This is a genomic window from Kitasatospora sp. NPDC093102 (assembly GCF_040683915.1).
Lineage (GTDB): Bacteria > Actinomycetota > Actinomycetes > Streptomycetales > Streptomycetaceae > Kitasatospora.
In genome coordinates this window covers 366429-386572 of record NZ_JBFBFA010000001.1, presented here as the reverse complement: position 1 = coordinate 386572, position 20144 = coordinate 366429, and the positions used below count along the sequence as shown (strand labels likewise).

Genomic DNA, 20144 nt, shown 5'->3' with positions numbered 1-20144 from the left:
CGACGGCCCGAACGCCTTCGCCCCGGGTGCCGCGCAACGCGGGCCGGGGCGGGGCGTGCTGACGATTAGTCAGACCTGACGTCCGGTCGGCCGCAGGACGGCGGCGGCGAGCAGCAGAGCCACCGTCAGCAGTCCTGCGGCCACCGCGAAGGCGAGCCGGAAGCCGGCCGTGAGCGCCTCGGCGGCGGGCTGTCCGGCGGCCGCGAGGGCTCCGGTGCGGCCGTTGGCGAGGGTGGTGAGAACGGCGACCCCGAGCGCGCCGCCGACCTGCTGTGTGGTGTTGAAGAGCCCGGAGACGGTGCCCGCGTCGGCCGGTCCGGCGCCCGACATGCCGAGCACGGTGAGCGCCGAGATCGCCAGGCCGAAGCCGGCCGCGAGCAGCATGGTGGGCAGCAGGTCGAGGGCGTAGTGCGAGTCCGCGGGCAACCGGGTCAGCAGCGCCAGGGCGGCGACCAGCAGGAGCAGCCCGGCCAGCAGCACCGGGCGTTCGCCGAAGCGGGCGTTCAGCCGGGCGGAGAGCGTGAGCGAGACGGTGCCGATGGCGAGCGCGGCCGGGAGCAACGCGAGGCCGGTGGCGGCGGCACCGTAACCGCGGACGTTCTGCAGGTAGAGCGCGACCAGGATCTGGAAGGCGAACAACGCGGAGACCATCAGCACCTGCACAGCGTTGGCGCCGGAGACGTTGCGCGAACGGAACATCCGCAGCGGGAGCAGGGGTTGGGCGGCCCTGGCCTGGCGGAGCAGGAAGCCGGCCAGCAGGACGAGCGAGAGCGCGCCGAGGCCAAGGGTGCGGGCCGAGACCCAGCCGTGCTCGCCGGTGCCGACGATCGTGTAGATGCCGAGCATCAGGGCCGCGGTGATCAGCACGGCGCCGAGGACGTCGGCGCCGGCCCGCAGGCCCGGGCCGCGGTCGGACTCCAGCAGCCGCAGGGACAGCAGGACGGCGGCCAGGCCCAGCGGCAGGTTGATCAGGAAGATCCAGTGCCAGTTGAGCGCCTGGGTGAGCACCCCGCCGAGGACCTGGCCGATCGAGGCGCCGGCCGCGCCGACGAAGCTGAACGCGCCGATCGCCCGGCCGCGCTCGGCCGGCTCGGGGAAAAGCGTGACGATCATGCCGAGGCTGACCGCGGAGGCCATCGCGCCGCCGACGCCCTGGAGGAAGCGGGCGGCGATCAGCATCTCCTGCCCGGCGGCGACGGAGCAGAGCAGCGAGGCGGCGGTGAAGAGGGCGAGCCCGGCGACGAACACCCGTCTGCGGCCGATCAGGTCGCCGAGCCGGCCGGCCAGCAGGAGCAGGCCGCCGAAGGCGATCAGGTAGGCGTTGACCGTCCAGGTGAGGTCGGCGGGCGAGAAGTGCAGGTCGTCCTGGATCGCGGGCAGCGCCACGGTGACGATCGAGCCGTCCAGGATGATCATCAGCATTCCCGCGCAGAGCACCGCGAGGGCGAGGGCGCGGGAGCGGGCGGGCGCTGCGGAAGCCGGCCCGGGCGGGGCCGGGGCGTGCGTGGTCATGGCGGTTCTCCCGGTTCGTCGAGTACCGGGTGGGACGCTATCAGATCGTTTTGTTCGGGACTATCCATTTCGGGACTACACTGGTGGACGCATCCGCGCTTCGAGGCAGACGTGGCAGGTCGGCGCGGCAGGTCGGCGCGGCAGGTCCGCGCGGCAGGTCCGCGCGGGGCCTTCGAGCAGCAGCCGGGGAGGGTCAGCCCCGGGAGCGGCGGGCGCGGCGAACGGTGCGCTCGACCTCGACGGGCTCCGCGAGGTGGCCCTCCACCAGGTGCGTCAGGGCCGAGACGAACACCTCGCGCTCGGGCCGCGGCAGCGACTCCAGCAGCTCGCGGTGCACCCGGTCGGCGATCGCGGTGCCCTGCACCACGGCCCGCTCGCCCGCCTCGGTGACCGAGACGATCCGGGCCCGCCGGTCGGTCGCGGACGGGCGGCGCTCGGCCAGGCCCGCCTTCTCCAGCTCGTCGACGGTGACCACCATGGTCGTCTTGTCCAGGTCCGTCAGCTCGGCCAGCTGGATCTGGGTGCGCTCGGCCTCCTGCGCGTGGAACAGCACGCAGTAGGCGCGCGGAGTGATCCCGAGTTCGGTGAAGGCGGCCGCCATCCGGGTGGCCAGCACGTGGCTCGCGTGGTCCATCAGCCCGGAGATGTCGCGGATCTGGCGCACGGGCGGCGGGGTCGTCGTCATACGTCCGAGGTTAGCAACGGCCCGTCTGCTGTCGGATGATCCCGTTGCCAACCAACACCGGGTCTACGGGATGCCCAACTCGAACAGCGCATACCCCGCGTACCAGCCCGCCGCGAGGACCGGCATCGCCAGCAGCCCGGCCAGCGAGGAGGTCCGCAGCCGGCGCAGCGCCACCGCCAGGCCGATGCAGAGCGGGAAGGCGGGCAGCAGGTAGCGCGAGATGTTGCCGAAGATCTGGTTGCTGCTCAGCGCCGTGAAGATGGTGAGCGCGGTGTAGACCCACAGCACCAGCGGCGGCCGGGTGCGCCAGAGCAGCACCAGCAGCCCGGGCAGGGCCATCAGGAGCGCGATCGCGATCAGGTCCGGGACGGGGTTGGACTGCCAGAAGTCCCAGTGGCCGGTGATCACGTCCATGATCGTGCGCAGGGTGGAGGCGCCGCCGTCGAAGTAGCGGTTCCAGGCGCCCTGCTGGAGCTTGAAGTAGCCGCCCCAGTCGCCCATCTTCCAGCCGACCCAGGCGATGTAGCCGATCAGGCCCCAGGGGGTGATCAGCATCGCGGTCAGCGGGCGGGCCACCCCGTCGGTGCGGCGGACCAGCGCGACCAGCGCGGCTATCGAGACGGCGGCGATCAGCGCGGCGGCGGTCGGCCGGTTGAGCCCCGCGACCAGCGCCAGCAGGCCGGCCGCGAGCCAGCGGCGGGTCATCACGCAGTAGCAGGCCCAGGCGGACAGCGCGACGAACAGCGAGTCCGAGTAGACCGCCCACTCCACGCCGGAGCCCGGGAACAGCCCCCAGAGCACCGCCGCGATCACACCCGCCCGGAAGCCGCCGAGCCGCTCGGCGACCGCGAAGATCCCGGCCGCGGCGACCAGCGAGGCGAGCACCGAGACGACGATCCCGGAGCCGTACGGGCCGAGCCCGGTGACCGTGCCGACCAGCCGCATCAGCCAGGGGTAGAGCGGGAAGAAGGCGGCCGAGTTCTCGTAGTAGGTGGCCAGCGGGAAGCCGTGCAGCGGGATCAGCTGCGGGTTGTACCCGTTCTCGGCGATCCGCTGGTACCAGACGCCGTCCCAGGTGCCCAGCACGTCCCAGGCGTTGGCACCGCCGCCGCGGCCCGGCTGCTTCTTCAGGTAGTCGCCGGTGTGCGAGAGCAGCAGCATGAAGACGGTCAGGCCGATGGCCTTGACCACCGCGTACGCGCCCAGCGCGGGCGCGAAGCGGTCCACCAGCGCCCCGAACCGCCCGGGCGCCCGGCCCGTCCGTTCCCCGGAGGTCTCCTCCGGTGCCTCACCGGGCGCTCCGGGCTGGGCGCTGGACGACTCGGTGCTCGATGCCGTGCTCATCTGCTCTGGGTACTCCCCGCCCCGCCCGTGGTCCGCGCGGCTCCGGCGCAACGATTTTCCCGTGAGCCTACGGCACGCCCCCGAACCGAAAGCCCCTGGCGCCCCCCGGACCGGCGCCCAGCACCATGCCGCCCGTGCCGAACACCACGCCGCCACGCCGCGTCCGAGCCGCGCGCAACGACCGGTCGCGGAGCCCGGGGCAGGAGCCCGGCACGGCTGCCGGTCGAGACGCCGTACCCGGTGAACGCGGCCGTCGCCGCCCGGTCGGGGGCGGCGACGGCGTGAGGACGTGCGGGCGGATCAGCCGTGGACGTAGACGATGCCGAGCTTGGTGAGCTGCCAGAGCTGGTTGGCGGCGCCGGTGTCGGTGGCGAGTTCGACGTACGGGTTGCCCTTGGCGTCGAGGGTGGCGCCGGCGGCCAGGACCTTGGTCTGGTCCTGGGAGTCGACGATCTTGTAGCGGCCGTTGCCGGCCGGCTTGAACACCCAGTGCTGGTTGCCGCCGCCGTTGCAGCCCCACTGCTGGATCCGGGTGCCGGGGGCGGTGGAGGCGGCGTTGGCGTCCAGGCACATGTCCCGGTTGCCGCTGAAGTCGAGCTCGTAGCTGCCGCCGGCCTTGGCCTCCAGGACGAAGGACTGGTTGAGCCCGCCGGCGGCCGGATAGGTGATCGCGGGCCGGCCGGCGGTGGAGTCGCCGTAGGTGCCGCCGCCGGTGAGGTCGAGCACGTTGCCGCTCGCGGCGTTGGTCAGCTGGTACCAGGAGCCGTCCTCGGGGACGTCGCCGAACGGCTGTCCGGGCGTGAGCGGCTGGATCGAGGTGGTGTTCTGCTGGTTGAGCGTGCAGTACGCCTGCGCCAGCTCGGGCCGGGCGTAGAACTGGCCGAGGCAGACGCCCTCACCGCGGTAGCCGGCCACCCGCAGGTGGTACGACTGGCGGACCATGTTCATGCACAGCCCGGGGATGCCGATCTGCGAGTCGCAGCCGTTGCGCACCCACTCGGAGAGGTTGATGACGTCCCCGTTGGTGTACTCGTACGGGGAGGTCGTCCACTCCGCGCAGACCTCGTGCCCGAAGGCGACCCGCCGCTGGTCCAGGTACCGGACGCCGGGCACCTGCTCGACGGCACCGCGCAGCGCGTCGCTGAGCGTCGGCACCACCCAGTTGTGGCCCCAGGCGAGGTCCTCGGGGAAGGCCGGGCAGCCGTCGGCGACCTTGCCGACGTAGTCGTTGCGCCGGATGTCCGGGGTGATCGGGTTGAAGTACGACTGGTAGACCAGCTGGTACGAGGAGTCGGCGTAGCCGGCCTTGCGCATGGTCTGGCGGATGTTCTGGAGCGCCGCGACCACCTTGGGCTGGACGCCCTTGGCGCGCCGGCGGATCTCGTCGCTGCCGATGGTGTCCCGGCAGCCCTGGTCCTTGGGGATCGGGAAGTACTGCGCGAGGCAGTGCATCATGATGCCGCTGAAGTCGAAGTCGTCGTTGGCGCCGATGGTGACGACGACCATCTTGACGTCGTACCTGGCCGCCGTGTCGGCCAGCTTGACGTCCTGTTTGGGCTCGCCGAAGTCGCCGCTGCCGGAGCCGGTGATCTTGGCCAGCTCCGGGTCGCTGACCAGGTCGCCGGTCTGGGCGCCGGAGCAGGCGAGGTCGATCGGGGTGACCCCGGGGATGTCGGTGACGAAGATCTCCGACTTGGGGTGGCGGTGGCAGTAGTTGGTGGGGCTGTCCGTCTCCGGGAAGTAGCCGTCGTTGGTGTCGGTGCCGGCGCCCTCCCCGGAGATGGCGCTGTCGCCGAGGGCGACGATCGCGGCCGGACGGGTGGCCGCGGGTGCGGCCGGGGCGGGGTCGGCCAGCGCGGTGGGGGCGCCGGCCAGGCCGAGGGTGGCGAGAAAGACTCCGGTGGCGAGCAGCGCGGCGCACCGGGAGGACCCGGTACGCGTCCGCCGTGCCGTCGGCAGTGGGGGCCTGATCACACGCGACTCCTTGCGGGGGTGGGGGGACCGCCCGGGCGGGGCGCCGAGCGGCGCGGAGCAAGAGAGGAGCAGGAAAGGTGAGCAGGTCTCGCATTCTAGGTACTGACAAGTAACGCAACAAGGCTTGTGACAGGGAAGGAAGCTGACGGAAGAGCGGATTCCCGGGTACGCGCAGAGCCGCCGCCCCGCGCCCCAGGAGGGAAGCGCGGAACGGCGGCTCTCACCGGCCGAACCGGGTGCGGGCTCAGCCCTTGTTGATGCAGTGGTGGCCGAACGCCGGGTTCAGCAGGCCGACGATGTCGACGGTGTTGCCACACAGGTTGATCGGGATGTGCAGCGGCACCTGGATCTGGTTGCCGGAGAGCACGCCGGGGGAGCCGGCGGCGACGCCCTCGGCGCCCGCGCTGGCCATGGCGGTGCCGGCGCCGGCGGCCACGATGCCCGCCACGGCCGCGCCGACGGCGGCGGTCTTCTTGATGCTCATAGCGAGCCTCCTGACTGTTCGACAGAGATGCACGGGGAGTGCGACATCTAGAACGAGACCCCATCGGACCGGTTGCGACGGTCCTCGCACTGTCACCCATCCGGCGCAACGGCGACCCGGACCAGGCATTCGGGTGAACAGAGGGCCGGACCGTTTCCCCGTGCACGGTGCCTCGTTCTCCCTCACGGAACCCGGTCTCCACCGGCCCCCACGCACGAATCGAGTACCGCCCATGCGCAAGCGCGCCTGTGGCGTCGTCGGCATGGCGGGCCCCCAAAGCCGGCGCCCGGCAACCCGTGCCGGAACGCCCGACCGGAATTCCACCTGGTCGCGCCTTTGTCCGAAGCCTTTCCCGGCCGTGCGGGAATTGTTTCGAGAGGCATTGCGACCCGGCTGCCGCGGCCACGCCCGAGCCATGGGCGGAACACGCCGGGATGCGCCGACCGAGTGACAGTCACGGCAATCCCTGAAGACAACGGGCGGGTATTCGTGCTCGCCCGGCGCCCGACATTTCCCTTCCGTCGGGTCGAAATCGGAGGAATGACATGCGTAAGTTCAAGAAGGCCGCCGTCCTGTCGCTGGGCGCCGGCGGCCTGGTGCTCGGTGCCGCCGGCGGTGCGTTCGCCAGCGCGGGCGCCGAGGGCGTCGCCGCCGGCTCCCCCGGCGTGCTCTCCGGCAACCAGATCCAGGCGCCGGTCCACGTCCCGGTCAACGTGTGCGGCAACACCGTCAACGTTCTCATCGGCCTGCTGAACCCGACGTTCGGCAACAAGTGCGCCAACGTCGAGGTGCACCGGCACCACGAGCACGAGCACGAGCACGAGGGCGACTACTGATTCACCAAGCCCGTGCCGCACTCCGCAAGCGCCGGGGTGCGGCACGCTCCACCCGTGTGTGATCGAGGAGATCAACCCCCATGCAGAACATGAAGAAGGCCGCCGTCCTCTCCGCCGCCGCTGCCGGCCTGGTGCTGGGTGCGGCGGGCTCCGCCGCCGCCGGCGCGGGCGCCCAGGGCGTGGCCGCCGGCTCCCCCGGCGTGCTCTCCGGCAACCAGATCCAGATGCCGCTGCACATCCCGATCAACCTGTGCGGCAACACCGTCGACGTCATCGGCGCGCTGAACCCGGCCTTCGGCAACAAGTGCGCCAACATCGACGTGCACCCGAAGCCCGCGGACGACGACTGCTGATCCCCGATCGGCACGTGTTCCGGCCGTCCTGCCCCCCGACCAGCCGGCCGGGGGGCAGTTCGGTGTCCCCGGACAGCCGTCCGGGACCCCCGATCCACCGAAGGGTGATCAACATGGTTTCGAAGAAGAGCGCGGCCGGCCTGGCCGCCGCCGCGGGTGCCGTGGTGCTGCTCGGCGCCGGTTCGGCGCAGGCCGCCACCGCGCCGGGCGAGGCGCCGGCCGGCCCGGCCACGCTGACCAAGACCGACGTCGGCCAAGCGCTGAACGGGACGACCACCGGCCTCGGCTACGGCATCGCGCCGGTCAAGAGCCTGCGGCTGGACCCGTGGGCGAAGTCCTCCGCCGACTTCCTCAACAACGGTGCGGTCCTCCAGCCTGACCAGGGCCTGCCCTCGGTCGGCACGGGGACGCTGACCGGCCCGCTGAGCGACGGCGGCGGCATCAAGGACCTCCCGCTGGCCGGCGCGCTGACCGGCCTCCTGCCGGGCTGAGCCTCCGGACGCATGAGAGCCCGGCATCCCGCCGCGCAGCCGGGGTGCCGGGCTCTCGTGCGATCCGCGCCGCGGCGACGGCTAGAGCCGGGTGACGTCGGTCAGACCGGTCTGCTCCACCACGCCGGTGGTCATCGCGGTGGTGGTCCCGGCCAGGGCGCCCGCCGTGTCGGTGACGGAGAGCCGGCTGTCCTCGCCGCCGAGGCTGGCCTTGGCCCCGGGGATCACCTGCACCGCGCCGGTGACCAGGCGCGGGTCGATCTCGTCCACCTTGAGCCGGCCGTCGGCGAGCTGGCCGGCGCCGTCCTGGGCGAGCGAGAGCGGCTTGCCGAGGGTGAGACCCGGGGTCTTGGCGTGCAGCGGCGCGGCCGGGGCGTCCAGCAGCACCTTGCCGAGGTCGGCGCTCCGGTCGAGCAGCGGGAGCGGCAGCTCGGCATGGGCGCTCGGGCCGGCCTTGCCGGTGCCCAGCTCGGGGAGGATCCGCTCCGGGATCAGCTCACCACCGGCGCTGGTGGTCGGTCCGGGCACCGGCGGCATCACCAGCGAGGTCGGGATGCCGGCCGTGAGGCGGCTGCCCAGCGGGGCGAGCGGGATGTCCGCCGGGACCTGCTGGGTGGCCAGCGCGTCCTCCAGTGCGCCGACCTGATCGAGACCGACCGGGGCGGCAGCGGAGGCCGCTCCCTGGGAGGCGAGCACGCCGGCACCGACCGCCAGCAGCACCGCGCCGGCCCGCTTGGAGAACTTCATGCTTTTCACCGTTCTGCTGTCCGTACTGGAGATCACTGGGAAGGGCTGCGGGGGCCGCAGCCGGAAAACGATCTGCTCAACGAGTGACCGGGAGCACGGATTGCGGCGGTTAACCGATTCGGGCTAATAATCCGACCGGAATCTCTTCACCGTCGCGCCTCCGGGACTCTTTTCAAGAATCCCCGTAACCTTCCGTGCCGTCGTTCTTTGATCTGGACGTCAGTGACTGCAGACCGGGTCTGAGCGTTCTCAGCGTTGTACGCACGGAATCCAAAGAGCATTTCAGAGAGGGATCTCGCCATGATCCAGAAGTCCTTCGCCGCCGCCGGCCTGGCCGTCGCCGCGCTGGCCGGTGCCGCCGCGCCCGCCTCGGCCATCGCCGACTCGGACGGCGCCTCGGCCTCGATCGAGGGCAACGGCGGCACCAACTTCACGGGCACGGTCGGGAACGACAGCCCGAACTTCCACTTCCTGGACAACCCGAACATCTGCCTGCCGGAGATCCACAACATCGCGGTCGCCGTGGGCGGTCTGGCCATCCCGCTCGAGGTCCCGATCGCCAACAACGGCGGCCGGCAGTACTGCAACGTGGGCCAGGGCACCCAGAGCCAGGGCGACGGCGGCGTGTCCCACCTGATCGGCTGACGCTCCGCCCGCCCTGCACCACCCCTTCCGTTCCACCTCCGAATCGCTCCCCGATTCACCCTTGAGAGGAAAACCCGGAAATGATCAAGAAGACCCTCGCCGCGGCCGGCCTGGCCGCCGCCGCCCTCGCGATGTCCGCCGGCTCGGCCTCCGCCATCGCCGACTCGGACGGCGCCGCCACCTCCGTCCAGGGCAACGGCGGCACCAACCACACCGGCACCTTCGGGGACAACAGCCCGAACTTCCACACCCTGGACAACCCGAACATCTGCCTGCCGGAGATCCACAACGTCGCCGTCGGCGTGCTCGGCCTCGCGGTGCCGGTCGAGGTTCCGGTCCTGAACAACCAGCCGAAGCAGATCTGCAACGTCGGCCAGAACACCCAGTCCTCGGGCGACTCGGGCGTCTCGCACCTGATCGGCTGATCAAGGGGCCTGGCACGAACGGAGGGCCCGGGGAGGAAAAGCCTCCCCGGGCCCTCCGGGCTTTGCGGACGAAGTGTCCCTCCGGACCGTGCCGCGGCGCGGTCCGGAGGGGTGACCGGCGGTCCGGTCCGGCGTGGGGCGCGGGACCGGGCGGCCGGATGTGATCACGTGTCAGAGCGCCCGCGGGGGCGCTCCCAGAGAGAGGGCAGTTCCATGAAGAGCAAGCTGGCCAAGGCCGCCCTGACCGCCGCCGCCGCACTGGCGCTCGCGGGTGCCGCCACCCCGGCGTTCGCGCACGTCGGCGTGGCCGGCGGCGGCGAGTTCGTGGCCTCCGCCGACCACCCGTTCGCGGCCCTCGAAGCCTTCGGCCTCGCCCACGCCGGGGACACCGCCGCCGGCGGGATCGGCGGCGGCGCGGCCACCTCCACCGACCTGATCGGCGGCGGCGTGGGCTTCGCGCACGCCGGCGACGTGGGCATCTAGCAGGAACCCGGAAGGCCGGGCCGCTCCCCACGGGAGCGGCCCGGCCTTCCGCCGTGCGGTGCCCGCTACTTGATCATCTTCGCGGCTTCGAGGGCCCAGTAGGTGAGGATCTGCTCGGCGCCCGCGCGGCGGATCGAGGTGAGCGTCTCCATGATCATCCGCTCCCGGTCGATCCAGCCGTTCGCGGCGGCCGCCTCGACCATCGCGTACTCGCCGGACACCTGGTACGCGGAGACCGGCACCGGGGAGGCGTCGGCGACCTGCCGCAGGACGTCCAGGTAGGCCATGGCGGGCTTCACCATCACCATGTCCGCGCCCTCGGCGATGTCCTGCTCCAGCTCGCGCAGCGACTCGCGGGCGTTGGCCGGGTCCTGCTGGTAGGTCTTGCGGTCGCCCTTGAGCGAGGAGCCGACGGCCTCGCGGAACGGGCCGAAGAAGGCCGAGGCGTACTTGGCGGTGTAGGCGAGGATGCCCACGTCCTGGTGCCCGGCCTCGTCCAGCGCCCGCCGGATCACGGCGATCTGGCCGTCCATCATGCCGGACGGGCCGACCAGGTGGACGCCGGCGTCGGCCTGCACCCGGGCCATCTCGGCGTAGCGCTCCAGGGTGGCGTCGTTGTCGACGCTGCCGTCGGCGGCCAGCACGCCGCAGTGGCCGTGGTCGGTGTACTCGTCCAGGCAGAGGTCCGACATGACCACCAGGGAGTCGCCGACCTCGGAGACCACGTCCCGGATCGCCTGCTGGAGGATGCCGTCCGGGTTGGTGCCCTCGGTGCCGGTCGCGTCCTGCACCTCCGGGACGCCGAACAGCATGAGGCCGCCCAGGCCCGCCTCGGCCGCCTCCACCGCGGCCTTGCGCAGGGTGTCCCGGGTGTGCTGGACCACGCCCGGCATCGAACTCACCGGGACGGGCTCGCTGACGCCCTCACGGACGAACAGCGGCAGGATCAGCTCCGCCGGGTGCAGCCGGGTCTCGGCCACCAGGCGGCGCATCGCCGGGCTCTGGCGCAGCCGGCGGGGGCGTACGTACGGGAATTCAGCGGACACGGCTTCTCTCTCCGAACGGTTGTGCAGTACCGGGGGCGACGGTCGGCCGCCCCCGGTCATGAGGGGTGTCAGCGGGCCTTGCGGCGCGAGCCGGGACGGCGCTCGCTGGGCCGGTAGACCGGCTCACCGGCGGCCGTCGCGGTGTCGCGGCGCTTGGCCCCGAAGTCTGCCAGCGCCTGGGCCAGCGCGGCCGCCGCCGGCGCCGGGGCCATCACGTCGACCCGCAGGCCGTGCTCCTCGGCGGTCTTGGCGGTGGCCGGGCCGATGCAGGCGATGACGGTCACGTTGTGCGGCTTGCCCGCGATGCCGACCAGGTTCCGGACGGTCGAGGACGAGGTGAACAGCACCGCGTCGAATCCGCCGCCCTTGATCGCCTCGCGGGTCTCGGCCGGCGGCGGCGAGGCGCGCACCGTCCGGTACGCCGTCACGTCGTCGACCTCCCAGCCGAGCTCGACCAGGCCGGCCACCAGGGTCTCGGTGGCGATGTCGGCGCGCGGCAGCAGCACCCGGTCGATCGGGTCGAAGACCGGGTCGTACGGCGGCCAGTCCTCCAGCAGGCCGGCCGCGGACTGCTCGCCGGAGGGCACCAGGTCGGGCTTCACGCCGAAGTCCACCAGAGCCTGCGCGGTGGTCTCGCCGACCGCCGCGACCTTGATCCCGGCAAACGCGCGGGCGTCCAGGCCGTACTCCTCGAACTTCTCCCGGACGGCGCGCACCGCGTTCACCGAGGTGAAGGCGATCCACTCGTAGCGGCCGGTGACCAGGCCCTTGATGGCCCGCTCCATCTGCTGCGGGGTGCGCGGCGGCTCGACCGCGATGGTCGGCACCTCCTGCGGCACCGCGCCGTACGAGCGCAGCTGCTCGGACAGGCCGGTGGCCTGCTCCTTGGTGCGCGGCACGAGGACGTTCCAGCCGAACAGCGGCTTGGTCTCGAACCACGAGTGCGAGGCCCGGTGGGCGACCTGCTCGCCCACCACGGCTATCACCGAGGTGGCCGGGTCGACCGGGGCGGAGACCGGCGAGGGCAGCACCCGGGCGGCCTTCAGGTCGGCCGCGATGCCGGACAGGGTGGAGGTGAAGGTCCGCTGGCGGGTGGTGGTGCCGGAGAGCGTGGCGCTCAGCGCCGACTCCGGCTTGCGGCCGCCCGCGACCAGGGCGGCGGCGGTGGCGGGCAGCTGGCCCAGGGTGGTGCGGACCACCAGGGTGGTCTCCGGCGCGCCCAGGTCCACCGGCTTGCCGGCCAGCAGCGCGGCGCCGTCCACGAAGCGCACGTCGGTGCCGGACCCGGCGCGCAGCGGGACGCCCGCGTACGCCGGGACGCCGACCGACTGGGCGACGCCGGGGATCACCTCGAACGGGATCCCGTCGCCCGCGCAGCTGAGCATCTCCTCGGCGGCGCAGCCGTCCAGGCCGGGGTCTCCGTCGACGGTGCGGACCACGTGCTTGCCGGAGCGGACGGCCTCGGCGACCAGCTTGGCCAGGTCGAAGTCGGCGCCCTCGGCGGCGGGGCCGTGCACCTGCACGCCGGCCGGACAGTGGCTGCGCACGGCGGCGGCGGTCAGCGGGTCGGCGACCAGCACGTCGGCGGTGGACAGCACCTCGACCGCGCGCAGGGTCAGCAGACCCGGGTCCCCGGGGCCCGCGCCCAGGAAGGTGCACCGTCCGGTGGCGGGCTGTCCCGCCGGGAAGAGGGCGTCGGTGGCGGTGGTGGGGCTCATCGGGCTCGCTCCCCCATCAGGGCGGCCGCGCCCGCGGCGAGCAGCCGGTCAGCCAGCGCGCGGCCGAGGGCCGCCGCCTGCTGCTCGGCGGTCTCGTCGAGGACGATCGGACCGTTGGCGGACATCTTCAGCAGGGCGGTTCCGTCGGGGTCGCCGACCACGCCGTCCAGCCGCAGTTCGTTCTCCCGGCCCCAGGTGGCCAGCGCGGCCACCGGCGCCGAGCAGCCGGCCTCCAGGGTGGCCAGCAGGGCGCGCTCGGCGGCCACGGCGACCCGGGTGGGGGTGTGGTCCAGGGCGGCGAGCGCGGCGATCAGCGCGGTGTCGGCGGAGGTGCACTCGATCGCGAGCGCGCCCTGGCCGGGGGCCGGGATCATCAGCTCGGTGTCGAGGTGCTGGGATATCTCGGCGCTGCGGCCGAGCCGGTTGAGGCCGGCCGTCGCCAGCACCACCGCGTCCAGCTCGCCGCTGGTCACGAAGCCGATCCGGGTGTCCACGTTGCCGCGGATCGCGACGGTCTCCAGCTGGGCGCCGCGGGCGGCGGCCCAGGCGTTCAGCTGCGCCATCCGGCGGGGCGAGCCGGTGCCGATCCGGGCCGGGCGGCCGGCGCCGGCGAGCTTCTCCACCAGCTCGTCCAGGGCGAGGCCCTCGGCCGCGACCAGGGCGTCCCGGACGTCCTCGCGCTCGGGGACGGCGGCCAGCACCAGGCCCGCGGGGGCGGCGGTGGGCAGGTCCTTGAGCGAGTGCACGGCAAAGTCGATCCGGCCCTCCAGCAGCGCGTCGCGCAGCGCGGAGACGAACACCCCGGTGCCGCCGATCTGCGCCAGCGACTCCCGGGAGGTGTCGCCGTAGGTGGTGATCTCGACCAGCTCGACGGGGCGCCCGGTGACCCTGGTCACCTCGCGGGCCACCATGCCCGACTGCGCCATGGCGAGGGCGCTGCGCCGGGTGCCGAGCCGCAGGGCCGCGGTGGCCGAGGGCTGCTCCGTGATCGGTTGACCATTCATGAGGTGATCGTCCCGGTGGTACTCGTGGGATGGCTGACGGTTCATCTGGTGCCCCCGGTCGAGGGCTGGGGCGCGCCGCCGACGGGCGTGCCCGACACGGCGTGCACGGCCGCCGGGTCGAGGTCGAACAGTTCGCGCAGCGCCTCCGCGTAGGAGGCGCCGCCGGGCTCGGCGGCCAGCTGCTTCACCCGGACGGTCGGGGCGTGCAGCAGCTTGTCGACGACGCGGCGGACGGTCTGGGTGATCTCGGCGCGCGAGCGCTCGTCCAGATCGGGCAGCCGGGAGTCCAGCCGGCCGAGCTCGGCGGCGACCACGTCGGAGGCCATCGAGCGCAGCGCGACCACGGTCGGCGCGATCCGGGCGGCCCGCTGGGCGGCGCCGAAGGCGGTCACCTCGTCGGAGACGATCCGGGTGACCTGGTCGACGTCGCCGGCGCCGGGGCTGGCGGCGTGCGCGTGGGAGAGGCTCTCCAGGTCGACCAGCAGGGCGCCGGCCAGCTCGTGCACGGCGTGGTCGACGTCGCGCGGCATGGCCAGGTCGAGCAGGGCCAGCGGCTCGGGCACCGTGCGGGAGGCAACGGCGGCGGCCACGTCCGAGGCCTTGATCACCACGCCTGCCGCGCCGGTGCAGGAGATCACCAGGTCCACGTCGGCGAGCGCCTCCGGCACCTTGGCGAGGTCCAGGACCCGGGCCACGTCCGGGCCGAGGATCTCGACCAGCCGCTCCGCGCGGGCCGGGGTCCGGTTGGCGATCAGCAGGTCGGTCACGCCGGAGCGGACCAGGGTGGCGGCGGCCAGCGAGCTCATCGAGCCGGCGCCGACCACCAGCGCGCGCTTGCCGGCGATCTCGCCCGCGCCCGCCGCGACCTGCTCCAGGCCGAAGGTGACCAGCGACTGGCCGGCCTTGTCGATGCCGGTCTCGCTGTGCGCCCGCTTGCCGACCCGCAGCGCCTGCTGGAACAGCTCGTTCAGGCCGCGCCCGGCGGTGTGCTCCTCCTGGGCCTTGGCCAGCGCGTCGCGCAGCTGGCCGAGGATCTGGCCCTCGCCGACGACCATCGAGTCCAGGCCGCAGGCCACCGAGAAGAGGTGGTGGACGGCGCGGTCCTCGTAGTGGACGTACAGGTGGGAGGTCAGTTCCTCCAGGTCCACCCCGCTGTGGTGGGCCAGCAGCAACGACAGCTCGGCGACGCCGGCGTGGAACTTGTCCACGTCCGCGTACAGCTCGATCCGGTTGCAGGTGTTCAGCAGCGCGGCCTCGGCGACCGTCGCGGTGGCGGCGGCGTCGTGCAGCAGCCGGGTCGGCACCTCACCGGTCAGCGCGGCGCGCTCCAGCACCCCGACCGGGGCCGTGCGATGGCTCAGCCCTACGACGAGAAGGCTCATGCCCGCCCCCCACAGCTCTCGGTGTTCATGCGGGCATCACCGCGGAGAGATCCCCGTCGCCGCCCTTGGCGGACTTCTCCTTGGCCTGCTCGGCCTGGTCCCTGGCCGCCGACTCGGCGGTGCCGCGGCCCTTGCCGCTGCCGCCGGCCGCCCGGCGCAACTTGGCCGCGGCCGCCCGGACCGGACCGGGGGCACGGTCCAGCACCGACTCGGCGCGGTCGTCCGGCTCCTCCCCGGCCTTGCGCTGCTCGTGGAAGGCGAGGATCTGGAGCTCGATGGACAGGTCCACCTTGCGCACGTCCACGCCGTCCGGAACGGCCAGCACGGTCGGGGCGAAGTTCAGGATGCTCGTAACGCCTGCCTCGACCAGCCGGTCGCAAACCTGCTGGGCGGCACCGGGCGGGGTGGTGATCACGCCGATGGAGACGTGCTGGCTCTCGACGATCGACTCCAGCTCGTCCATGTGCCGGACCGGCAGTCCGGCCGCGGTGGAACCGACCACGTTGGGGTCGGCGTCCAACAGGGCGGCCACCCGGAAGCCACGGGAGGCGAACCCGCCGTAGTTGGCGAGCGCGTGGCCGAGGTTCCCGATGCCGACGATGACGACCGGCCAGTCCTGGGTCAGGCCGAGCTCGCGGGAGATCTGGTAGACGAGGTACTCGACGTCGTAGCCGACGCCGCGGGTGCCGTACGAGCCGAGGTAGGAGAAGTCCTTGCGCAGCTTGGCCGAGTTCACGCCGGCGGCGGCGGCCAGCTCCTCGGAGGAGACGGTCGGCACCGAGCGCTCGGAGAGCGCGGTGAGGGCCCGCAGGTAGAGGGGCAGGCGGGCGACGGTCGCCTCCGGGATGCCCCGGGCACGCGAGGGTCGGCGCGCGGCGCCCTGGTCGGGCGTCTGCGAACTGCTCTGTGGTGATCGGCCGATTGCCACGGTGCTCCTGTGGGTGAAGCTGGGCTTTGACAGCCAGGCTATGCGTTTGTGAACGTGTGCACAAAGATGGTGTCCGTTTTGTCCCTGCACAGTGATGCGCATCACGCCGTCGAACCCATAGCACCGGCCTGGGTCAGTACGACCTCCGGGGCCCGGGAACCGGGCAGCCAGGGACCGTACGGCGCCTCCCGGCGCACCAGCGGGACGGCGGTGCCGGACGGGCGGGAGCGGGCCCGGCCCAGCCGGGGCCAGGGCACTCGGACGGCCTCGCGCAGCGGGTCGGCCCAGTCGTCCGGCGGGCAGGACGGGGCGTCCAGGCAGTGCCGCAGCAGCTCGGCGGTCACCCGGGCGTCGCCCAGTGCGGTGTGCGCCGGGTACCGGCCGAGGCCCGCCGCCTCCGCACAGGCCGCCAGGCCGTGACTGCGGGCCTCCGGCAGGTGGGCACGGGCCAGCCGCATCGTGCACAGCAGCGGGACGGGCGGCAGCGGCACCCCTATCCGGGCGAACTCGCGATCCAGGAAGGCGTGGTCGCAGCTGACGTGGTGGCCGACCAGCACCCGCCCGGCCAGCAGCTCCAGCAGCCGCGGGGCGATCTCGCGAAAGCGCGGGGCGCCCTCGACGTCGCACTGGCGTATCCGGTGCACATGGGTCGGCCCGACCGGGCCCAGCGGATCCAGCAGGGTCGCGAACTCCCCCTCGGGGCGCAGCCGCGCGTCGAGCAGCACCACCGCGACCTCGACCACCCGGTGCCGCCACGGGCTGCGGCCGGTCGCCTCCACGTCCACCACGGCGAAGCCCCCGCCCCCGTCCAGGGCTCGGGGCGGCCCGGGGACAGGACCGGGAAGCATGGCGCACTCCTCGTGTGCTCAGCCCCCCACGGGCGCAAACGCGTTCGATCGTAAGCCGACCGACCCGCCCCGCCCCAAGCCGGAACGGAGTGTCTTCGGCAACGATTCGGCGAACCTCCCCCGCCGAGTGGCGGGGGCGGCGGACGGACGAACGCCCGGTCAGACCCTGCTCAACCGCCGAGGGCGGTGCGCAGACGGCGCTCGTCGACCCGCCAGAAGTCGTGCTGGCGGCCGTCGATCAGGGTGACCGGAATCTGCTCCCAGTAGCGGCGGTACAGCTCCTCGTCCTGGGTGATGTCCCGCTCCTCGAAGGACGCCCCCAGCTCGCCCGTCACCCGGAGGATCACCTCGCGGGCCTCGTCGCACAGGTGACAGCCGGGCTTGCCGACCAGGGTCACGGTCCGGTCCGCGGGCTCGGGGCTCTTACGTCGCAGCAGTGGGCTCACCGCCCCATTCTCCGCCATGGCGCCGACCCGCCTCCGGGGCGCCCGGCACCCGGTGGAGCTGTTCACCTCGCGGGCACGGCTACGTCACGGCCGCCGAGCGCTCGGCTGGCTATCCTCGGTGACATGGCCGTGCTCAGAAGGCTCACCCAGGCAAGGCGTTCCAGCAGCGAGCGGAACGCCCTGGCCGGCGAAGCCGCAGCCGCGGCGGCCGAGGGGGCCCTGCGGGCCGAGCCCGAGCCGGAGCCCGCCACCGGGCCGGAAAGCACCTCCGAGCCGGACGCGCCGGCCGCCACCAAGCCCGGCAAGGCGCCCAAGGCCCCGGCCGAGAACCACACCCCGGACCGGGACGACCCCCGCGCCGCCGCCTTCTTCGACTGCGACAACACCATCCTGCGCGGCGCCGCGATCTTCTACCTCGGCGTCGGCCTCTACCGCCGCGGCTTCCTCACCCGCCGCGACATCGCCCGCTTCGCCTGGCAGCAGGCCTGGTTCCGGCTGCACGGCGCCGAGGACCCGGACCACATCTCGGACGCCAAGCAGTCCGCCCTCGGCATCGTGGCCGGCAAGCCCACCGCCGACCTGGAGGCGATCTGCGAGGAGATCTTCGAGGTCGTCGTGGCCGACAAGATCTGGCCGGGTACCCGCGCCCTGGTCCAGATGCACCTGGACGCCGGACAGCGGGTCTGGCTGGTCACCGCCGCCCCGCTGGAGGTGGCCCGGATCATCGCCCGGCGGCTCGGCATGACCGGCGCGCTGGGCACGGTCGCCGAGGCCCGGGACGGCCGGTACACCGGCCGGCTGGTCGGCGACCTGCTGCACGGCCCGGCCAAGGCCGCCGCCGTCCGCGCGCTCGCCCGGCGCGAGCGCCTCGACCTCGACCGCTGCGCCGCCTACAGCGACTCGGCCAACGACATCCCGATGCTCTCGCTGGTCGGCCACCCGTACGTGGTGAATCCGGACGGCGCGCTGCGGCGCCACGCCCGGACCCAGGGCTGGCGGGTGCGGGACTTCCGGACCGGGCGCAAGGCGGCCCGGGTGGGGCTGCCGGCGGCGGCCGCGCTCGGGGTGCTGGCCGGTGCGACGGCGGCCGGGGTGGCGCTGAACCGGCGCCGCCGCCGCGCCTGAACCTCCCGCGCCCGAGGCCGCGCGGGCCGCTGAAGGACACCCGGAGGCCGTCCGGGCCGTCCGGTGCGGTCCGGGCGGGCTCGCCCTGACGGGTGAGTGGTCGTCAACAGGGCCTCTGACCTGGCCCCTCTTACGGGCGAACTCCCCTCCATCGCGGTCAGCCCGAGCCGCCTGCACGAATCTGTCACCCAGCGACCGGTTCTGATCGTTCGCCAGGCCGGGGAAGTCGGGGGTTGCCGAGCCCCAAGGCTGGGAAACCGCCCGCCAGTCCCCCGAATTGGTCACCCTGAGCGCCTGTTCGATCACGTTGAGCCGGATGAACGATGACACCTTCGGTCACTGTCGGCCGAATATGCACAACAAATGGATCCCAAATGACCGCTTCGACCACACGGTGTAGCTGTCATTGCACAAAGCGTTATTCTCTCCTGGATGCACGTCACCACGCGTCCCGCTCGAACGGTCGCTTCGGGAAGTGCTCTCCGCGCAGGCGGAGGTGATCCGTCCACAGTTCTGCCTCTGGGAGTCCCGTGTACCCACCCGTCCGGAACGACGCGCCTGCACCCTCCCGCCCGTCGTCCGCGTCCCTGCGCCCCCGCACCGGCCTCCGCGGCCGGCCGACCGCCGAGCGGCAGATCTTCACGGGCCTGGACCTGTTGCGCAGCCTGCTCCGCAGCCAGCTCGCCGTCTCGCCCCCACTCGCGCTCGCCGGAGGATCGTTCGTCCAGCCGCCGGCACCCGGCCCGGCGCTGCGCACCACCGCCGCCGGCTCGGCCGGGACCGGCTCGCGCGGCCGCACCGGCACCACCGGCGTCGGCCGGGGGCGCACCCGGACCGCGCCCAGCCCCGGCTACGAGACCGAGCACAACCCGATCATGGAGCTGGTCGAGCGGGCCCAGGCCGGCGAGAGCGAGGCCTTCGGCCGGCTCTACGACCACTACGCGGACACCGTCTACCGCTACATCTACTACCGGGTCGGCAGCCGGGCCACCGCCGAGGACCTCACCAGCGAGACCTTCCTGCGCGCCCTGCGCCGGATCGGCACCTTCACCTGGCAGGGCCGGGACTTCGGCGCCTGGCTGGTCACCATCGCCCGCAACCTGGTCGCCGACCACTTCAAGTCCAGCCGCTTCCGGCTGGAGGTCACCACCGGCGAGATGCTCGACTCCAACGAGTGCGAGCGCAGCCCGGAGGAGTCGGTGCTGGAGTCGCTCTCCAACGCCGCGCTGCTGGACGCGGTGCGCCGGCTCAACCCGCAGCAGCAGGAGTGCGTCACCCTCCGCTTCCTGCAGGGGCTCTCGGTGGCCGAGACGGCCCGGATCATGGGCAAGAACGAGGGTGCCATCAAGACCCTCCAGTACCGCGCCGTCCGCACCCTGGCCCGACTGCTCCCGCCCGACGCGCGATGAGCCGGCCCGGGGACGGCGCCGGCGCCCTACGGCCCGGCCGGCCGTCATCGTTCACGCCCGGCCGACACGTCAGGGTGAACGGTCGGTCCGATGATCAGCCGTGCGTAACCGACCGCCCGCACCGCTCGTTGGCCAGCGTGCAAGCCCCCACCGGGCGTACGGTCAAGTCGAATTGCGGCCTATCACCCGATGGAGTGGCTTTGGCCAGCCGGGGCAACCGTCCGGCAGGCCGGGGTGTCGACAACGACGAAGGGAGGTG

Annotated in this window: 21 protein-coding genes; 8 read left to right on the top strand and 13 right to left on the bottom strand. The window is 73.0% G+C overall.

The genetic code is table 11. The annotated features are described in order from the left end of the window. Positions 1–69: 69 nt before the first annotated feature. The 5 genes from AB0O11_RS01785 to AB0O11_RS01765 form a co-directional block, all read right to left on the bottom strand. Positions 70–1512, bottom strand: a complete 1443-nt coding sequence (locus AB0O11_RS01785; protein WP_363380672.1) for a DHA2 family efflux MFS transporter permease subunit — start codon at positions 1510–1512, stop codon at positions 70–72. 193 nt (positions 1513–1705) lie between these two features. Further along, positions 1706–2197, bottom strand: coding sequence for a MarR family winged helix-turn-helix transcriptional regulator (locus AB0O11_RS01780; RefSeq protein ID WP_363380669.1), 492 nt, complete (start codon positions 2195–2197; stop codon positions 1706–1708). 63 nt (positions 2198–2260) lie between these two features. Further along, on the bottom strand, positions 2261–3541 hold the full coding sequence (locus AB0O11_RS01775; RefSeq protein ID WP_363380666.1) for a glycosyltransferase family 39 protein: 1281 nt from the start codon (positions 3539–3541) through the stop codon (positions 2261–2263). A gap of 300 nt (positions 3542–3841) precedes the next feature. Next, positions 3842–5515 carry an RICIN domain-containing protein gene (locus AB0O11_RS01770; RefSeq protein ID WP_363380663.1) on the bottom strand — a complete coding sequence of 558 codons (1674 nt, stop codon included), beginning with the start codon at positions 5513–5515 and terminating at the stop codon, positions 3842–3844. Between the two features lie 244 nt (positions 5516–5759). Then, positions 5760–5999: a chaplin gene (locus tag AB0O11_RS01765; protein ID WP_363380660.1), complete on the bottom strand. Its 240-nt coding sequence runs from the start codon at positions 5997–5999 to the stop codon at positions 5760–5762. A gap of 545 nt (positions 6000–6544) precedes the next feature. Between AB0O11_RS01765 and AB0O11_RS01760 the strand changes: the two genes are divergently transcribed. From AB0O11_RS01760 to AB0O11_RS01750, 3 genes are all read left to right on the top strand, one after another. Further along, positions 6545–6835: a chaplin gene (locus tag AB0O11_RS01760; RefSeq protein ID WP_363380657.1), complete on the top strand. Its 291-nt coding sequence runs from the start codon at positions 6545–6547 to the stop codon at positions 6833–6835. An 89-nt stretch (positions 6836–6924) separates the two neighbouring features. Beyond that, complete coding sequence (locus tag AB0O11_RS01755; protein WP_363381254.1) at positions 6925–7188, top strand: chaplin; 264 nt, start codon at positions 6925–6927, stop codon at positions 7186–7188. Positions 7189–7301: 113 nt separating this feature from the next. Then, positions 7302–7679, top strand: a complete 378-nt coding sequence (locus tag AB0O11_RS01750; protein ID WP_363380654.1) for a hypothetical protein — start codon at positions 7302–7304, stop codon at positions 7677–7679. An 81-nt stretch (positions 7680–7760) separates the two neighbouring features. Here the strand turns inward: AB0O11_RS01750 and AB0O11_RS01745 are convergent, their stop codons facing one another. Then, a complete protein-coding gene (locus AB0O11_RS01745; protein WP_363380651.1) occupies positions 7761–8426 on the bottom strand; it encodes a hypothetical protein in 666 nt (221 codons plus the stop codon). 300 nt (positions 8427–8726) lie between these two features. Between AB0O11_RS01745 and AB0O11_RS01740 the strand changes: the two genes are divergently transcribed. From AB0O11_RS01740 to AB0O11_RS01730, 3 genes are all read left to right on the top strand, one after another. After that, the gene (locus tag AB0O11_RS01740; protein ID WP_363380649.1) at positions 8727–9071 is read left to right on the top strand and encodes a rodlet layer protein; all 345 of its coding nucleotides are present in this window, start codon (positions 8727–8729) and stop codon (positions 9069–9071) included. An 80-nt stretch (positions 9072–9151) separates the two neighbouring features. Next, complete coding sequence (locus tag AB0O11_RS01735) at positions 9152–9496, top strand: rodlet layer protein (protein ID WP_363380647.1); 345 nt, start codon at positions 9152–9154, stop codon at positions 9494–9496. A gap of 213 nt (positions 9497–9709) precedes the next feature. After that, entirely contained in the window at positions 9710–9979 is a 270-nt protein-coding gene (locus AB0O11_RS01730; protein WP_363380644.1) for a hypothetical protein, read from the top strand. Between the two features lie 65 nt (positions 9980–10044). On the opposite strand, the gene hemB is transcribed toward AB0O11_RS01730, so the two are convergent. The 7 genes from hemB to AB0O11_RS01695 form a co-directional block, all read right to left on the bottom strand. After that, positions 10045–11025 carry a porphobilinogen synthase gene (gene hemB / locus AB0O11_RS01725; RefSeq protein WP_363380641.1) on the bottom strand — a complete coding sequence of 327 codons (981 nt, stop codon included), beginning with the start codon at positions 11023–11025 and terminating at the stop codon, positions 10045–10047. Positions 11026–11093: 68 nt separating this feature from the next. Continuing rightward, positions 11094–12743, bottom strand: coding sequence for a bifunctional uroporphyrinogen-III C-methyltransferase/uroporphyrinogen-III synthase (locus tag AB0O11_RS01720; protein ID WP_363380639.1), 1650 nt, complete (start codon positions 12741–12743; stop codon positions 11094–11096). Beyond that, positions 12740–13747, bottom strand: a complete 1008-nt coding sequence (hemC, locus tag AB0O11_RS01715) for a hydroxymethylbilane synthase (protein ID WP_363380637.1) — start codon at positions 13745–13747, stop codon at positions 12740–12742. The genes AB0O11_RS01720 and hemC overlap by 4 nt, the downstream gene beginning before the upstream one ends. Before the next feature lie 41 nt (positions 13748–13788). Beyond that, complete coding sequence (locus AB0O11_RS01710) at positions 13789–15129, bottom strand: glutamyl-tRNA reductase (RefSeq protein ID WP_363380635.1); 1341 nt, start codon at positions 15127–15129, stop codon at positions 13789–13791. Between the two features lie 25 nt (positions 15130–15154). Next, a complete protein-coding gene (locus AB0O11_RS01705) occupies positions 15155–16057 on the bottom strand; it encodes a redox-sensing transcriptional repressor Rex (protein ID WP_363380633.1) in 903 nt (300 codons plus the stop codon). A 101-nt stretch (positions 16058–16158) separates the two neighbouring features. After that, positions 16159–16905, bottom strand: coding sequence for a 3'-5' exonuclease (locus AB0O11_RS01700; protein WP_363380630.1), 747 nt, complete (start codon positions 16903–16905; stop codon positions 16159–16161). A gap of 170 nt (positions 16906–17075) precedes the next feature. Next, complete coding sequence (locus AB0O11_RS01695; protein WP_224285312.1) at positions 17076–17369, bottom strand: glutaredoxin family protein; 294 nt, start codon at positions 17367–17369, stop codon at positions 17076–17078. Between the two features lie 105 nt (positions 17370–17474). On the opposite strand from AB0O11_RS01695, the gene AB0O11_RS01690 reads away from it, so the two are divergent. Together AB0O11_RS01690 and AB0O11_RS01685 are read left to right on the top strand one after the other, a co-directional pair. Next, positions 17475–18476, top strand: a complete 1002-nt coding sequence (locus tag AB0O11_RS01690; protein WP_363380628.1) for an HAD-IB family hydrolase — start codon at positions 17475–17477, stop codon at positions 18474–18476. A 635-nt stretch (positions 18477–19111) separates the two neighbouring features. Beyond that, positions 19112–19885, top strand: coding sequence for an ECF subfamily RNA polymerase sigma factor, BldN family (locus tag AB0O11_RS01685; protein WP_363381253.1), 774 nt, complete (start codon positions 19112–19114; stop codon positions 19883–19885). The last annotated feature ends 259 nt before the right edge of the window (positions 19886–20144 follow it).

What these genes read in the sequence shown, in the direction of transcription:
- AB0O11_RS01695 (WP_224285312.1), bottom strand. Translation starts at nt 17,369, where the DNA reads ATGGCGGAGAATGGGGCGGTGAGCCCACTGCTGCGACGTAAGAGCCCC.
- AB0O11_RS01735 (WP_363380647.1), top strand. Translation starts at nt 9,152, where the DNA reads ATGATCAAGAAGACCCTCGCCGCGGCCGGCCTGGCCGCCGCCGCCCTC.
- AB0O11_RS01785 (WP_363380672.1), bottom strand. Translation starts at nt 1,512, where the DNA reads ATGACCACGCACGCCCCGGCCCCGCCCGGGCCGGCTTCCGCAGCGCCC.
- AB0O11_RS01765 (WP_363380660.1), bottom strand. Translation starts at nt 5,999, where the DNA reads ATGAGCATCAAGAAGACCGCCGCCGTCGGCGCGGCCGTGGCGGGCATC.
- AB0O11_RS01750 (WP_363380654.1), top strand. Translation starts at nt 7,302, where the DNA reads ATGGTTTCGAAGAAGAGCGCGGCCGGCCTGGCCGCCGCCGCGGGTGCC.
- AB0O11_RS01690 (WP_363380628.1), top strand. Translation starts at nt 17,475, where the DNA reads ATGGCCGTGCTCAGAAGGCTCACCCAGGCAAGGCGTTCCAGCAGCGAG.
- AB0O11_RS01710 (WP_363380635.1), bottom strand. Translation starts at nt 15,129, where the DNA reads ATGAGCCTTCTCGTCGTAGGGCTGAGCCATCGCACGGCCCCGGTCGGG.
- AB0O11_RS01780 (WP_363380669.1), bottom strand. Translation starts at nt 2,197, where the DNA reads ATGACGACGACCCCGCCGCCCGTGCGCCAGATCCGCGACATCTCCGGG.
- AB0O11_RS01730 (WP_363380644.1), top strand. Translation starts at nt 9,710, where the DNA reads ATGAAGAGCAAGCTGGCCAAGGCCGCCCTGACCGCCGCCGCCGCACTG.
- hemC (WP_363380637.1), bottom strand. Translation starts at nt 13,747, where the DNA reads ATGAATGGTCAACCGATCACGGAGCAGCCCTCGGCCACCGCGGCCCTG.
- AB0O11_RS01775 (WP_363380666.1), bottom strand. Translation starts at nt 3,541, where the DNA reads ATGAGCACGGCATCGAGCACCGAGTCGTCCAGCGCCCAGCCCGGAGCG.
- AB0O11_RS01760 (WP_363380657.1), top strand. Translation starts at nt 6,545, where the DNA reads ATGCGTAAGTTCAAGAAGGCCGCCGTCCTGTCGCTGGGCGCCGGCGGC.
- AB0O11_RS01755 (WP_363381254.1), top strand. Translation starts at nt 6,925, where the DNA reads ATGAAGAAGGCCGCCGTCCTCTCCGCCGCCGCTGCCGGCCTGGTGCTG.
- AB0O11_RS01720 (WP_363380639.1), bottom strand. Translation starts at nt 12,743, where the DNA reads ATGAGCCCCACCACCGCCACCGACGCCCTCTTCCCGGCGGGACAGCCC.
- AB0O11_RS01745 (WP_363380651.1), bottom strand. Translation starts at nt 8,426, where the DNA reads ATGAAGTTCTCCAAGCGGGCCGGCGCGGTGCTGCTGGCGGTCGGTGCC.
- AB0O11_RS01740 (WP_363380649.1), top strand. Translation starts at nt 8,727, where the DNA reads ATGATCCAGAAGTCCTTCGCCGCCGCCGGCCTGGCCGTCGCCGCGCTG.
- AB0O11_RS01700 (WP_363380630.1), bottom strand. Translation starts at nt 16,905, where the DNA reads ATGCTTCCCGGTCCTGTCCCCGGGCCGCCCCGAGCCCTGGACGGGGGC.